This window comes from Novosphingobium sp. BL-S-19, from assembly GCF_055521675.1.
This window is the reverse complement of the sequence record NZ_CM145498.1, coordinates 452677-465446: the sequence shown is the minus strand read 5'-3', so window position 1 is coordinate 465446 and position 12770 is coordinate 452677. Positions and strand designations below refer to the sequence as shown.

Genomic DNA, 12770 nt, shown 5'->3' with positions numbered 1-12770 from the left:
CATCCGAAACAGGCCAGCCGAAAGGGCAAAACTAAGGGTCGCTACGGGGACTTAAATTTTCGAAGGATTCGCCGTTTGGCCAGCATACCCCGCCTTGGAAGAAGATTAATTCCACGGGGTATATCGAGACATGGTCGAAGAAATTTTCGACATCGAATTTGAACGTCGCCACGGCCCTCTGGTCCGCCGCGCGACGGCCATCGCCGGGTCGCTGCTGGCGCCGGGAACCGTCGCGCTGCGCGATGCCGAAAGCGCGGAGGAGCGGACGGGTGCACGGATAGTGCATCTGGCGCGCGGAAACGCGCCGGCGCTGTCCCGCGCGGCGAACGGATCGGTGGCGGTGACATACGCCGATCCGGTAAGCGAAGGCTCGCTGGCGATGCTGCTGGCCGCGCTGTCCGGCGCGGAGTCCCCGATCGCGGCCGATCCGGCCAGCCTGTCCGTCTTCGCGCTGGCCGAGCGGCTGGCGGGCAGCGACATCCCCGTCCTCATCAACGGCCCCACCGGCACCGGCAAGGAAGTGCTCAGCCGCTTCATCCATGCCCGGTCCGACCGGCGCGACGGGCCGTTCGTGGCGGTCAATTGCGCGGCGATGCCGGAAACCATGCTGGAAGCGCTGCTGTTCGGCCACCAGAAGGGCGCCTTTACCGGGGCGACGCAGGCCAGCGAAGGCTTCATGCGCGCGGCCGACGGCGGCACCTTGCTGCTGGACGAGATCGCCGAGCTGCCGCTGACCTTGCAGGCCAAGCTGCTGCGCGCGCTGCAGGAGCAGGAAGTGGTGCCGATCGGCTCCACCAAGCCGATCAAGGTGGACATCCGCGTGATCGCCTGCGCCAACCGCGACCTGCCCACCGAAGTGGCCGAAGGGCGGTTCCGCGCCGACCTTTACTACCGGCTCAACGTCTTTCCGCTGACGCTCGATTCGCTGCGCGAACGCCCGGACGACATTGCCCCACTCGCTTTCGCCATGGCCCTGCGCCATGCGCCCGATCCGGCGCGGGTGCCCTGCCTTTCGGACTCCGCCATCGCCATGCTCAAGCTGCACGCCTGGCCCGGCAATGTGCGCGAACTGGAGAACGTGATGCGCCGCGCGCTGCTGCTGGCCCATGGCAAGCCGATGATCACGCCCGAGCATATCGTGTTCGACAGCCCGGCCCGCCTGATCACGCCGATCGTGCCCGGCGCCGCGCACGCCGCAGCCGATGCGCAGGATCACGATGGCCCGCGCCGCCTGTCCAGCATCGTCCAGATTTCCGAAGCCCGCGCCATCGTCGAAACGCTGGAGGCCTGCGGCGGCAGCAGGGTGCGCGCCGCGCGCGAGCTGGGCATTTCCGAACGCACCTTGCGCTACCGCCTCGCCTCGCTGCGTGAAGCCGGGATCGAGATCGGCCGCCATGCCGCGGGAGCGTTCCGATGAGCGCCATTTCCGGCATCGTTGGCGGGGCCGGCGGAGGCGGCGGCATCCAGCAGATCATGGCCATGCGCCAGCAGATCATCGATCGCAGCGATCTGCTGAAGAAGATCCATGCCACGCAGGGATCGCAAGACACCGCCGATGCGTCCGGCATCCAGCCCCCCGCGCAAGGCTTCGCGGGTACGCTGAAAACCGCGCTGGACAGTGTCAATTCCGTGCAGACCAATGCCGAGAACGTGACCGACGCCTACCAGAAGGGCGAAGTGACCGACGTCGCCAAAGTCATGCTGGCACGGCAGGAGGCGGGCGTTGCCTTCGAAGCCACCCTGCAGGTCCGTAACAAGCTGCTGTCCGCCTATCAGGACATCATGCGGATGGGGCTTTGATAGATCATGGCCGACGCAATCTCCCCCGACATGCCCGAAGGCGCCGGCAGCGGCCAGCTTCCCGCCACGCGATCGGTCTTCGCACCGTTTGCGGACCCGCAGGGCGGCCCGGTGCTCACCCGCATCGGATCGTTCACCGCGCAGCCGGCAGTCCGCCGCTTCCTGCCGGTGTTCATCGGCCTTGCCGCGGTGGGCGGCGCGCTGCTGGCGTGGGACACGCTGGCCCCGTCGCCCCAGCGGGTGCTCTATGCCCAGCTTGACGATGCCGACCGCGCCGGCGTGGCCGCCGCGCTGGAACAGGCGGGCATCTCCTACCATATCGACAACGGCTCCGGCGCGCTTACCGTGGACGAGGGCGACTTTTACCGCGCCCGGATGCTGGTGGCGTCCGACGGGGCGCTGGCGACCCCCGAAAGCGGCGACCAGATGCTGGACAAGCTGCCGATGGGCGCCAGCCGCACGCTGGAAGGCGAACGCCTGCGCGCCGCGCGCGAGCATGACCTGCAACTGAGCATTGCCGAGATCGACGGCGTCGACGGTGTGCGCGTGCACATTGCCGAGGGCGAGAAATCGGTCTTCGTGCGCGACAACGTTCCGCCGTCCGCCTCGATCATGGTCCGGTTGAAAGCCGGCCGCCAGCTCTCGGACAGCCAGGTTACCGCCATCGTCAATCTCGTCGCCGCATCGGTGCCGGGGCTTTCCCCGGATGCCGTGCGCGTGGTCGACCAGCACGGCCGGCTGCTGTCGCAGGAGTCCGGGCCGGACACCGACCGGCTGGACCTGCAATCGCGCATGGAATCCAAGCTGCGCGAACAGGTCAGCCAGTTGCTGACGCCGATGCTGGGTGAAACCAACTTCACCACGCAGGCCCAGGTCGAGCTGGACATGGACGATGTGACGCAGGCGCGCGAAAGCTACGACAAGGACGGCGCCGTGCGCAGCGAGACGCAGGAACAGTCGCAATCGACCGGGGCCGGCCCGGCGGCGGGCGTTCCGGGCGCGCTGTCCAACTCGCCGCCGCCGCCCACGCAGGCGCGGCCCGGTGCACCGCAGGGCACGCCCACGGCGGCCCCCAGCGGCACGCCGCCGACCAATGGCGAATCCTCGTCCAGCAAGAACTACGAACTGGGCCGTCAGGTCTCGGTCTCCAACTCGCGGCCGGGCGGGATCAAGCGCCTGTCTGTCGCAGTGGCGGTCAGCGATGCCGGGTTGAAGGGCGCGAAGGCGCAGGAGATTCAGGATATCCAGTCGCTGGTCAGCGCCGCCGTCGGCGCCGACCCGCAGCGCGGCGATCAGGTCAAGGTCGTCATCCGCAATTTCGAACCGACCGGCGCGGACAAGCTGCCGTTCTACGAAGCGCCGTGGTTCGCCATGGTGGTGCGCAAAGGCGCGGCGCTGCTGGCGGTTTTGCTGGTGCTGCTGATCGGCGTGCGCCCGCTGGTGAAGGCGATCCGTGGCGACCGCACGCCCCCGGCCAAGCGCGGCTCCAAACATGGCAAGGCAAAGTCCGTCGCGCAGATCATGGGGCCCGAGGAGGATGACGAGGAGGAGGTCCATACCGGCCTTGTCGGCCGGATGCTCGGCTCGTCCGGCTCGCGCTCTGCCGCCAGCGAGAACACGATCGACATGGATGTCGACGTGACTCGGTCGGACCTGCTGACGCGGCAGGTGGACCTGGCGCAGCGGCTGGTCGCCGAAAAGCCCGAAAGCGCCGTCGCCGCGCTGCGCCAGATGATCAACGAGCCCGCCGAAGAACAAACGAAAGCAGCCTGATGAGCGAGATGGATCCCGCCCCCCTCAACGCCCCCCTGCATCCGGCCGACAACGCGGCGGTCATGATGATGCTGCTGAACGAGGAGCAGACCTCGCGCATCCTGGCCGAGCTGGAACCCGATGAGCTGCAGCGGCTGGGCGAAAAGATGTGCGCGCTGGGCGAGATCGGGCCGGACCTGATTGCCGGCGCGATCACCGGCTTCGTCGAGAAGACCGAGGCGCTGGGCATCGTCGCGCACGACCGCGTCGGCCAGGTGCGCACGATGATCACCCGCGCGGTGGGCGAAGTGAAAGCCGAAAATCTGATGAGCCGCATCCGGCCCGAGGCTCCGCGCCATTCCAGCATCGAACTGGCACGCTGGCTGACGGCGGATTCGCTGGTCCCGCTGGTGAAGGACGAACATCCGCAGGCCGTCGCCGTGCTGCTGGTGCAGCTGGATCCCGAAGTGGCCGCCGCCGTACTCCATTCGCTGCCCGATGCCGTGCAGCCGGAAATCGTCCACCGCATCGCCACTCTGGGCCCGGTAACGGTGCAGGCGATCGAGATGCTGGAAGACCTGCTGACCCGCCGCATTTCCGATTTCCACGGCCAGCGTCCGTTCGAAGTGGGCGGCATTCGAGAGGCGGCGGGCATCGTCAACGGGGTGAACAAGATCGTCGAGAAGCGCGTGATGGGCGACCTTACCCGCCGCGACAAGGCGCTCGCCAAGCAGATCGAGGACGAGATGTTCAAGTTCGAACATCTCTTCGTGCTCGACCCCAAGGCCATGGGCACGCTGCTGCGCGATGTGCCCAACGATGCCCTGATCGATGCACTGAAGGGCATCGGCGAGGAAGAGCGCGATGTGTTCTTCCGCGCCATGTCCTCGCGCGCGGCGGAAGGCGTCAAGGACGAGATAGAGGCACGCGGCCGTACCAAGCTGGCCGACGTGGTGGCCGCGCAAAAGGAAGTGGTGACCATCGCCCGCAAGCTGGCGGCCGAAGGCGCGATCGTCTTCGGTTCGGGCGACGACGAATATGTCTGATCTGGGCTTTTCGTTGGGCCGCTTCAGCCCGAAGGACTTCGGCCAGAACCGGTGGGAACGGGATGAGGCGGAGCGCGGCGAACGCACCCGCGCCGCATCGATGCTGTTCGAGACCCTGGCACGCCCGGCCCGGTTCCAGCCGGATCTGCGCTTCACGGCCACCGCCCCCGCCGAACCGCCGCCGCAGGAGCAGCCGCCCCCCGAACCCGCCGCAGAGCCCGAAACGCGCGATCCGATTGCCGAGGCTTATGCGCAAGGCTTTGCCGAAGGGCACCGCCAGGCTGCCGAGGCCGCCGCCGAACGCGCCGCCGCCGATGCCGCCGCGCGCGAGCGGCTGGCCCTCTCCTTCGCGAAGATCGACGAGCGGCTGGAAGAGGAGCTTCGCCTGCGCCTGCGCGATACCGTCGCCGCCTTGTGCGAGGCGGCAGTCGCGCCCCGTGCGATCGATCCGGTGGCACTGGGGCAACGGATCGAGACTGCCGTATCGATGCTGGCCCGCGCCGACGACGACAAGGTGATCCACCTCAACCCCCGCGATTTCGACCTGATCTCACCGCGCCTGCGCAGCGAATGGAAGATCCTGCCCGACCGCACGCTGGAACGTGGCACCGTGCGGATCGAAACTGCCAACGGCGGCGTGGAGGACGGCCCGGCCAGCTGGCGCCGCGCCATTGCCGAAGCGCTTCAGCAATGATGAAGCTCTACGAAGCGATCCTCGACGATCTGGCCACCGGCGGCCCGCTGGATCTGGCCCCGCGCCGCTATGGTCTGGTCGCCGCCTGCGATGGCGGATTGCTGGAAGTAAGCGGGCTGTCGGTGCCGGTCGGCGCGATGTGCCGCATTGCCCATGGGCCGCAGAAGGCGCTCGCCGCCGAAGTGATCGGCTTCCGCAACGGCCGCACGATGATGATGCTCTTGGGCGACATGATCCTGCTGCGCCCCGGCGCGCGCGTCTGGGCTGAGGGTCGCCCCGGCTTGTTGCCGGTGGGTGAGCCGTTCCTGGGCCGCGCCGTCGATGGTGAGGGGCTGCCCATAGACGGCGGCTTTCCGATCCACAGCCGCATGGAATGGCCGGCCGGCGGCGTGCGCACCTCGGCGCTGGACCGCAGCCCGGTGCGTCTGCCCTTCGATACCGGCGTGCGCGCGCTGAACGCGCTGACCACTTTCGGCGTCGGCCAGCGCATTGGCGTGATGGCGGGATCGGGCGTGGGCAAATCGGTGCTGATCGACATGATCGCGCGCGGCGCCTCTGCCGACGTGATCATCGTCGGCCTGATCGGCGAGCGCGCACGCGAAGTCTCCGATTTCGTCGAACGGCACATGCATGGCGCCAAGAAGGACAAGACCGTGGTGGTCGCCGTCCCCGCCGACCATGCGCCGAACCTGCGCCTGCGCGGGGCCATGCTGGCCACGTCGATGGCCGAACATTTCCGCGCGAAAGGCCGCCGCGTGCTGCTGATCATGGACAGCCTGACCCGCGTGGCCCACGCCGCGCGCGAGATCGGCCTGCTGCTGGGCGAACCCGGTGCGGCGCGCGGCTATCCGCCTTCCGCCCTTGCCACGATCACCAAGCTGGTGGAGCGGGCGGGCAATTCGGCCGCTTCCGGCGGGTCGATCACCGGTCTCTACACCGTGCTGGCCGATGGCGACAATCAGGACGATCCGGTGGTGGACACCGCACGGTCGATCCTGGACGGGCATATTGTGCTTTCCCGCGATCTGGCCCAGCGCGGGCAATATCCGGCGGTGGACATCGCCGCCTCGCTCAGCCGCGTGATGAACGACATCGTCCCGCCCGAGCACGAGCGGCTTGCCCGCCAGTTCCGCGCGCTTTCCGCCAGTTACGAGGCGAACCGCGATCTCGTGCTGATGGGCGCCTATCGCGCGGGGGCAGACCCGCAACTGGACCGCGCCATTGCGATGCATCAGGCTTTGTCCGCCTTCCTCAGCCAGCCGGCCGGTGAAGTGGTGGATCTGGCCGAGAGCACCGCGCGGCTGACGCAGTTGCTGTCCGGCTGACATCATGAACGCCGATCGCAAGCGCCTGATCCGGCTGCGGCGACTGGAAAAGATCCGCGCCATCGCCAAGCAGACCGCCGCGCTGGAGGCCGCGCAGGCCGAAAGCACGCTGTCGCAGCTGAAATCGCTGTCCGAACGCACCCGCCAGCTTGCCGCCGACTATGCCAGCCGCCGCGAAATGGCCGATGGTGCCGCGCTCTATCAGGTCGGCCGTTTCGTCAGCGGACTGCAGGCGATCAGCCAGACCACCGAGGGCGACGCCCAGCGCGCGCAATCGATTGCCGACGCCAAGCAATTGCAGCTTGCCGCCGCCGAGCGCCGCCGCGCCGCCATCGAGGAACGCGCCGCCCTGCAGGAACGGATGATCGCCAAGGCCGGCGAGACGCCTGCACTTTCGGCCCGGCGTTCCTCGGGCGGATCCGATCCCGGTTCCGCCAAAGGTAGCAGCAGCGGTTCTGGCACGGGTCTTGAATAGGGAAAGGTATGATGATCCCCTCCTCTCCCTCCGCAGCCTCGTCCAGCTCGGTATCGACCGGCAGCACCGCCTCTGCCGCCTCACCCAGCGGCGCGAAGAATGGCGATTTTGCGGCCATTTTCACCGGCGCGGCGGCTGGAACGGGCAAGGCGGAGGCCGCGCCGGCCGAACCGGCTTCCGCAAAGGCCGCGGCGGTCGTCGATCCCGGCATGGCCGGCCCCGGCAAGGCACCCGGCAAAGCCCTGCCGGACGTTGCCGCCGCCACGCTGGCCACGGACATCAAGATTGCCTCGGGCGAAACCGACGATGCCGATACGCCTGCGGACACGCCCCCGGACGCGGCGGACGGCACGGAAGCCGATCCCGCCGGCACACTGCTGGCCGTTCTTGCCGTGCTGCCGCCCGTAACGGCGGAGCGGACGGCGCCCACGGCGGCGATAACGGCGGCACCGGCAAGTGCGAGCCCCGTGCCTGCCGCTACCGCCAGTGCCGCCCCCGCGCTGGCCACACTGGCCCAACTTCCTGCCGCCACGCCAGACGCCAACCCGGCGAAGGCCGGCGCAGTCCCCGACACCTCCGCCCCGCCCTCGCCGGTTCAGGTCGGCGCGGCGGCTTCGCTGGAGCAGGTCCGGCTTGCCCCCATCGAAGTCGCACCGGCAGGCACCGCGCCGAACGCCCCCGACGCCCCCGCCCCCGCCCCTGCAGTTGCTCCCGCACCCGTTACAATCGCGACCATTCTCGGCGCCCAGCCGAAAGGCGTGACCGAAGCGCAGAGCCACGCGGCAGCCGCCGGAACGGCCACGCAGCCAACCGCGACCACGGCAACCCCCGCAGCCGGCGCTGCGTCCCAACCGACGCTCACCGATCCGGCAGCACAGCAGCCGCGCGCCACGCCCAACCTTGCCGACCAGTCGCCCCCGGCCGGCGAACGCGGTTCCGCGGCCACCGACCGGCAGGCCGATGCATTCGCCCTAGCCCGCGTGGCGACGAACGAGACTGCCCAGCCCTCCGCGCCGTCACTTACCGTGGCGCACCTGACCGCCAACGCCACCCCGGTAGCGACCAGCGGCAGCGCAGCTCCGCAGGACGCCGCGCAAGGTCCGCAGGACTTCGCCACGCTGGTCGGCAAGATCACCGAAGCGCGGGAGGCGGCGGGCACGCAAGTCGTCCGCACCGCCGTCAGCCACACCCAGTTCGGCTCCGTCTCGCTGCAGTTCCGGCCGGATAGCAACGGGCTCTCGGTCACCATGGCCAGCGCCGATCCCGCGTTCAGCACGGCGGTTCACGCCGGCGTCGCAGCCTCGCTGGCCGGCCAGATGAGCGGCGATCAAGGCGACAGCGCCAGAGGAGATGGGCGCGGAGATGCGCGGCAGGGCTGGCAGCAGGCCGGCAACAACACGCCCGCGCAGACCGGCGGCAATTCCGCGCAGGATCAGCGGCAGGCCCCTGCCCATTCCGGCATGCTGGCAGGCGGGCAAGACGGTGAGCGGCGTCAGGCTACAGCCCAAACGGGGGCCAAAACCGAAACGGCGCGCAGCACTTCCAGCACGGCCCGCGAGGATGGCGCCTCGCGCGCCGCGCGCCCGGATCGCGGCGGCATCTACGCCTGATCCACCCAGACCATCACACTGGCCACCATCACATTGGGGAACACGACTGTGAGCGACAAGGGAGCCAAGGACGGCGCCGGTGACGGCAGTGGCGAAAAGAAAACCAAGGGCAAGCTGGGCTTCATCCTCGTGGGCTTGGGCATGCTGGTGCTGGGCGGCGGCGGCGGTGCCTTCGCGCTGGTCGCCACCGGCGTGCTGGGTAAGCATGACGCGGCGAAGGAAGACAATCGCCCCCAGCTGATCCGCAAGGGAGAGACCGATCCTTACGCGCCGAAGCAGGAAGGCGGCGAAGCCGATGCCGGCGCTGGCGAAGTGGAAGGCGACGGCGGCGATCAGTACCGCACTGCCTACTACACTTTCACAGATGATTTCACATCGAACCTCAAGGATTCGGATTCGATGATCCAGCTCAGCCTGGCGTGCTCCACCCGGTATGACGGGCGGGTACTGCAATGGCTGAAGAAGCATGAACTGGCGATCCGCTCCGGCCTGCTGACGATCCTTGCCGATACGCCGGAAAACGACGTCTACACCCTGGAAGGCAAGACGCGCCTGCAGAAGCGGATGACTGACTCAATCAACCGCGTGCTGATCCAGAAGGAAGGCTTCGGCGGGGTCGACAACGTCTATTTCCGCAACTTCATCATCCAGTGAGCGCGGCGATGGCACCTTCCTCTCCATCCCGGGCAGCCAGACATGCCGCCGAACTGCTCGGCAAAGTGCCCCAGCTTGCGGATCTGGTTCCCGCGCTTTCGCTGATCGGCGAGCGGCTGAGCCGCACGCTTTCCGCGACGCTGGCCCATCTTTCGGGCGGGGAAGCGCCGCTGGTGCGCGTGGGCATGCCGATGGACGGCACCTTGGGATCGCTGCAGGCCGAACTGGAAGGCCCTGCCGCGCATAGCCTGCTGGTGCTCGGCCCCGCGGGACTGCCGCTGCTGGCGACGTTCGAGGCGGGCGCGGTGTTGCGCATCGTCGATCGTGCCTTCGGCGGGCGCGGCGAGATGCCCGAAACGATCCCGGAAACCCTGCCGCTATCGGCGCTGCTGCTGCTCGAACGGATCGAGGCGGCGCTGGCCACCGCGCTAGGGCTGGCGTTCGGCGGGCATGACGATCTGCGGGTGCGGCCGCTGCGACGTGACACCAGCCTGCGACAACTCGATCCCTTCCCGGCGAACGAGGAACTGTTGATGCTCTCGCTGGACATAGAGGATCCCGGCTTTGCGCCCTGGTCGCTGCAACTGGCTTTTCCGGTCACGTCACTGGCCGCCGCCATCGCCGCACCGCGCCCGGTGCCGGCGCGGCCCCGCGGCCAGCGTCCCGGTCAGCGTCCCGGTCCCACTGGCGAGCCTTTCGCCTCGATCCCGATCGAAGTGACCGCGGTGCTGGTGGACATGCCGATCGCCATGTCGCGCTTGTCCAACTTGCGCCCGGGCGACGTGCTGCCGGTCGCCGTCGCCCGCAGCGTGCCGTTGCAGGTGGACGGCCAGACCATCGCCACCGGCACTGTCGGCGAACTGGACGACCGGGTGGCGGTGCAGATCGCCCATGCATTCTGAAAACGACGCATTCTGAAACCGACAACGCACGCCAAGGAAACGACCTTTCATGAGCATCCATCCCCGCAGCCTCGAATTCCTGCGCGACGTCGATGTGCGCCTGTCGGTCGAACTCGGCCGCACCCAGATGAAGCTGCGCGACGTGCTCTCGCTGGGCCCGGAAAGCCTGGTGGTGCTCGACCGCATGACCGACGAACTGCTGGACGTGCTGGTCAACGGCAAGCCCATCGCGCGGGGTGAGGTCGTCTCGCACAATGGCCGCTTCGGGTTGCGCATCGTCGAGATGACTGGCGACGACTCCGCAAAGGACGCTGCCGCCCTGCCTCAAAGCGGTGCCGAAGCGGGCGCAACTGCCGAAGCGCAGGAGTGAGCGGGAATGGGCTGGTATCTGCTCAAGCTGGTGCTGCTGCTGCCGCTGATCACGGCGATGATCTGGGGCTGCCTGTGGCTGGCCCGGCGGATGCAGGAACGCGTGGGCGGCCCCGCCACCGGACGCTCGGTGCGGATCGTGGAGACGCTGATGCTTTCTCCCACCATGAAGCTGGCGGTGATCGAGTTCCACGGGCGCGAGATTCTCGTCTCCGCCACCCGGCAGGGGCTGACCCCGCTGGCCGAAGCGCCCGCCCGAAGCTTCGAACAGGACTTGGCGGTCGAGGACGCGGCGCGATGAAGCGCGCCCTTTCCCTGACAGCAGCGCTGGGTGCGGTGCTGCTGCCCCTCGCCGTCCACGCCCAATCGGCGATCCCCGGTGCGCTGGACCGGGCCCTGGGCTCCGTCGGCGGCACCGGATCCGGTCCGGGAGGGCCGGGCATGAGCCTTTCTTTGCAGCTCCTGCTGATCATGGGGCTGCTGACGATCCTGCCCAGTCTGGTGCTGATGATGACCAGCTTCACGCGCATTCTGGTGGTGCTGGCGATCCTGCGGCAGGCCATAGGCTTGCAGCAGTCGCCCCCCAATCAGGTGCTGATCGGGCTGGCGCTGTTCCTCTCCCTCTTCGTCATGTCCCCCACGCTGGAGCGGGTGAACGCCAGCGCCATCGCCCCTTATGCGGCGGATAAGATCAACGCCCAGCAGGCCATCGAGGCGGGCGGGCGAGAGTTCCACGCCTTCATGATCCGCCAGACGCGCGAACGCGACCTGACGATGTTCGCGGACATGGCGAAAGCGCCGCGCTTCGCGAATACGACCGACGTGCCCTTCTCCATCCTGCTGCCCGCCTTCGTGACCAGCGAGTTGAAGACCGCGTTCCAGATCGGCTTCATGCTGTTCCTGCCGTTCCTGGTGATCGATCTTGTCGTCTCTTCCGTGCTGATGAGCCTGGGCATGATGATGATGAGCCCGATGGTCGTCTCGCTCCCCTTCAAGCTGCTGCTGTTCGTGATGGTGGATGGCTGGGCCCTGCTGATGGGCTCCTTGGCGGCGAGCTTCGGATAGCGCGATGGAAGATATCGGCGCCCTCCTCGATCTGGCGGACAAGATGCTGTGGGTCACCGCGCTGGTCGCCGCGCCAGTGCTGATCGCCTCGCTGGCGGTCGGGCTGGTGGTCGGCGTGATTCAGGCGGCGACTTCGGTGAACGAACAGACGCTGACTTTCGTGCCCAAGCTGGCGATAACCGCGCTGGTGCTGGTGGTGCTGGGCAGTTCGATGATGACGCTGATCGGCGATTTCACGCAGGAGATCTTTGCCGAGATCGCCCGCACCGGGCAGGCCGAGCAGGTCGCCCCGTGAACGCCCTCGATTTCGGTTTCGGCCCGGTAGAGCACGAATTCTGGCGGCTGCTCTTCGTGATGACGCGGATGGGCGCTGCGCTGATGGCGGCGCCGATGTTCGGCATCGCCGGGGTGCCGCCGCAGGCACGGGTGATCGTGACCGGGGCGGTGGCGGTGATGATCTGCGCGTGGACGCCGGTGCAGGCGCCGGCCGCGCTGTTCTCTCTGATGGGCATGCTTTCCGTCGCGGGGGAGGTCTGCATCGGGCTGGCGCTGGGCTTCGCGCTGCAACTGGCCTTCGCCGCGCCGATTCTGGCGGCCGAAGTGGTCGGCGGGGCGATGGGCATGAACATGGCGGTTTCGGTCGATCCCAATTCCGGCGCGCGATCCCCCGCGCTGGGGCAATATTTCACGGTGGTGCTGACGCTGATGTTCCTGGCCCTGGGCGCGCACCTGCAATGGTTCGCGCTGCTGGTGGAAAGCTACCGCACGTTCCCGCCGGGCCAGACCTGGCTGGGTGCGCAGCGGTTCGCGCTGGTCGCCTCTTTCGCATCGCGCACTTTCGCGACCGGCGCGGCGATCGCTCTGCCCGCCTGTCTGGTGCTGCTGGTGGTGCAAGTGGTGACCGGCGTACTCAGCCGCTCCGCCCCCGCGCTCAACCTCTTCGCGCTGGGCCTGCCGGCAGGCGTGCTGGGCGGGCTCGCCGCCCTGCTGGCCAGCGCGCCGGTGCTGACCGACCTGGTCACCCGCCTCTCGGCCGACGCGATCGAGCAGGCCGCCGCGATCATGCATCCCTAGGACG

The 12770-nt window shown here is 68.3% G+C and carries 15 protein-coding genes; all 15 read left to right on the top strand.

Features of this window, described 5'->3' with window-relative positions; all coding sequences use genetic code 11:
* Positions 1 to 130 precede the first annotated feature (130 nt).
* Genes ACZ1JV_RS10515 through fliR form a run of 15 tightly spaced genes read left to right on the top strand, consistent with a single transcriptional unit; the run spans position 131 to position 12766 of the window.
* Complete coding sequence (locus tag ACZ1JV_RS10515) at positions 131 to 1417, top strand: sigma-54 interaction domain-containing protein (protein ID WP_465151520.1); 1287 nt, start codon at positions 131 to 133, stop codon at positions 1415 to 1417.
* Positions 1414 to 1800 (top strand): flagellar hook-basal body complex protein FliE, encoded by a 387-nt coding sequence (gene fliE / locus ACZ1JV_RS10510; RefSeq protein ID WP_465151519.1) that lies wholly within the window; start codon positions 1414 to 1416, stop codon positions 1798 to 1800. Before ACZ1JV_RS10515 ends, fliE begins: the two co-directional genes overlap by 4 nt.
* Positions 1801 to 1806: 6 nt before the next feature.
* Positions 1807 to 3573, top strand: coding sequence for a flagellar basal-body MS-ring/collar protein FliF (fliF, locus tag ACZ1JV_RS10505; RefSeq protein WP_465151518.1), 1767 nt, complete (start codon positions 1807 to 1809; stop codon positions 3571 to 3573).
* On the top strand, positions 3573 to 4598 hold the full coding sequence (gene fliG, locus ACZ1JV_RS10500) for a flagellar motor switch protein FliG (protein WP_465151517.1): 1026 nt from the start codon (positions 3573 to 3575) through the stop codon (positions 4596 to 4598). The genes fliF and fliG overlap by 1 nt, the downstream gene beginning before the upstream one ends.
* Positions 4591 to 5292, top strand: coding sequence for a FliH/SctL family protein (locus ACZ1JV_RS10495; RefSeq protein WP_465151516.1), 702 nt, complete (start codon positions 4591 to 4593; stop codon positions 5290 to 5292). The genes fliG and ACZ1JV_RS10495 overlap by 8 nt, the downstream gene beginning before the upstream one ends.
* On the top strand, positions 5289 to 6617 hold the full coding sequence (locus ACZ1JV_RS10490) for a FliI/YscN family ATPase (protein WP_465151515.1): 1329 nt from the start codon (positions 5289 to 5291) through the stop codon (positions 6615 to 6617). Before ACZ1JV_RS10495 ends, ACZ1JV_RS10490 begins: the two co-directional genes overlap by 4 nt.
* A 4-nt stretch (positions 6618 to 6621) precedes the next feature.
* Positions 6622 to 7092: a hypothetical protein gene (locus ACZ1JV_RS10485; RefSeq protein ID WP_465151514.1), complete on the top strand. Its 471-nt coding sequence runs from the start codon at positions 6622 to 6624 to the stop codon at positions 7090 to 7092.
* A gap of 8 nt (positions 7093 to 7100) precedes the next feature.
* Positions 7101 to 8702 (top strand): hypothetical protein, encoded by a 1602-nt coding sequence (locus ACZ1JV_RS10480; RefSeq protein ID WP_465151513.1) that lies wholly within the window; start codon positions 7101 to 7103, stop codon positions 8700 to 8702.
* Positions 8703 to 8750: 48 nt separating this feature from the next.
* Positions 8751 to 9356 carry a flagellar basal body-associated FliL family protein gene (locus ACZ1JV_RS10475; protein WP_465151512.1) on the top strand — a complete coding sequence of 202 codons (606 nt, stop codon included), beginning with the start codon at positions 8751 to 8753 and terminating at the stop codon, positions 9354 to 9356.
* Positions 9357 to 9364: 8 nt separating this feature from the next.
* Complete coding sequence (locus tag ACZ1JV_RS10470; RefSeq protein ID WP_465151511.1) at positions 9365 to 10258, top strand: FliM/FliN family flagellar motor switch protein; 894 nt, start codon at positions 9365 to 9367, stop codon at positions 10256 to 10258.
* 49 nt (positions 10259 to 10307) lie between these two features.
* A complete protein-coding gene (gene fliN, locus ACZ1JV_RS10465) occupies positions 10308 to 10628 on the top strand; it encodes a flagellar motor switch protein FliN (protein WP_465151510.1) in 321 nt (106 codons plus the stop codon).
* A gap of 6 nt (positions 10629 to 10634) precedes the next feature.
* Positions 10635 to 10928 (top strand): flagellar biosynthetic protein FliO, encoded by a 294-nt coding sequence (locus ACZ1JV_RS10460; protein ID WP_465151509.1) that lies wholly within the window; start codon positions 10635 to 10637, stop codon positions 10926 to 10928.
* Entirely contained in the window at positions 10925 to 11692 is a 768-nt protein-coding gene (gene fliP, locus ACZ1JV_RS10455) for a flagellar type III secretion system pore protein FliP (RefSeq protein ID WP_465151508.1), read from the top strand. Before ACZ1JV_RS10460 ends, fliP begins: the two co-directional genes overlap by 4 nt.
* 4 nt (positions 11693 to 11696) lie before the next feature.
* Positions 11697 to 11987: a flagellar biosynthetic protein FliQ gene (locus ACZ1JV_RS10450; RefSeq protein WP_465136438.1), complete on the top strand. Its 291-nt coding sequence runs from the start codon at positions 11697 to 11699 to the stop codon at positions 11985 to 11987.
* A complete protein-coding gene (gene fliR, locus ACZ1JV_RS10445) occupies positions 11984 to 12766 on the top strand; it encodes a flagellar biosynthetic protein FliR (RefSeq protein WP_465151507.1) in 783 nt (260 codons plus the stop codon). Before ACZ1JV_RS10450 ends, fliR begins: the two co-directional genes overlap by 4 nt.
* Positions 12767 to 12770 lie beyond the last annotated feature (4 nt).

Bases quoted from the DNA above. Each gene is read 5' to 3' on its own strand.
- ACZ1JV_RS10515 (WP_465151520.1), top strand. From the start codon at position 131: ATGGTCGAAGAAATTTTCGACATCGAATTTGAACGTCGCCACGGCCCT.
- fliE (WP_465151519.1), top strand. From the start codon at position 1,414: ATGAGCGCCATTTCCGGCATCGTTGGCGGGGCCGGCGGAGGCGGCGGC.
- fliF (WP_465151518.1), top strand. From the start codon at position 1,807: ATGGCCGACGCAATCTCCCCCGACATGCCCGAAGGCGCCGGCAGCGGC.
- fliG (WP_465151517.1), top strand. From the start codon at position 3,573: ATGAGCGAGATGGATCCCGCCCCCCTCAACGCCCCCCTGCATCCGGCC.
- ACZ1JV_RS10495 (WP_465151516.1), top strand. From the start codon at position 4,591: ATGTCTGATCTGGGCTTTTCGTTGGGCCGCTTCAGCCCGAAGGACTTC.
- ACZ1JV_RS10490 (WP_465151515.1), top strand. From the start codon at position 5,289: ATGATGAAGCTCTACGAAGCGATCCTCGACGATCTGGCCACCGGCGGC.
- ACZ1JV_RS10485 (WP_465151514.1), top strand. From the start codon at position 6,622: ATGAACGCCGATCGCAAGCGCCTGATCCGGCTGCGGCGACTGGAAAAG.
- ACZ1JV_RS10480 (WP_465151513.1), top strand. From the start codon at position 7,101: ATGATGATCCCCTCCTCTCCCTCCGCAGCCTCGTCCAGCTCGGTATCG.
- ACZ1JV_RS10470 (WP_465151511.1), top strand. From the start codon at position 9,365: ATGGCACCTTCCTCTCCATCCCGGGCAGCCAGACATGCCGCCGAACTG.
- fliN (WP_465151510.1), top strand. From the start codon at position 10,308: ATGAGCATCCATCCCCGCAGCCTCGAATTCCTGCGCGACGTCGATGTG.
- ACZ1JV_RS10460 (WP_465151509.1), top strand. From the start codon at position 10,635: ATGGGCTGGTATCTGCTCAAGCTGGTGCTGCTGCTGCCGCTGATCACG.
- fliP (WP_465151508.1), top strand. From the start codon at position 10,925: ATGAAGCGCGCCCTTTCCCTGACAGCAGCGCTGGGTGCGGTGCTGCTG.
- ACZ1JV_RS10450 (WP_465136438.1), top strand. From the start codon at position 11,697: ATGGAAGATATCGGCGCCCTCCTCGATCTGGCGGACAAGATGCTGTGG.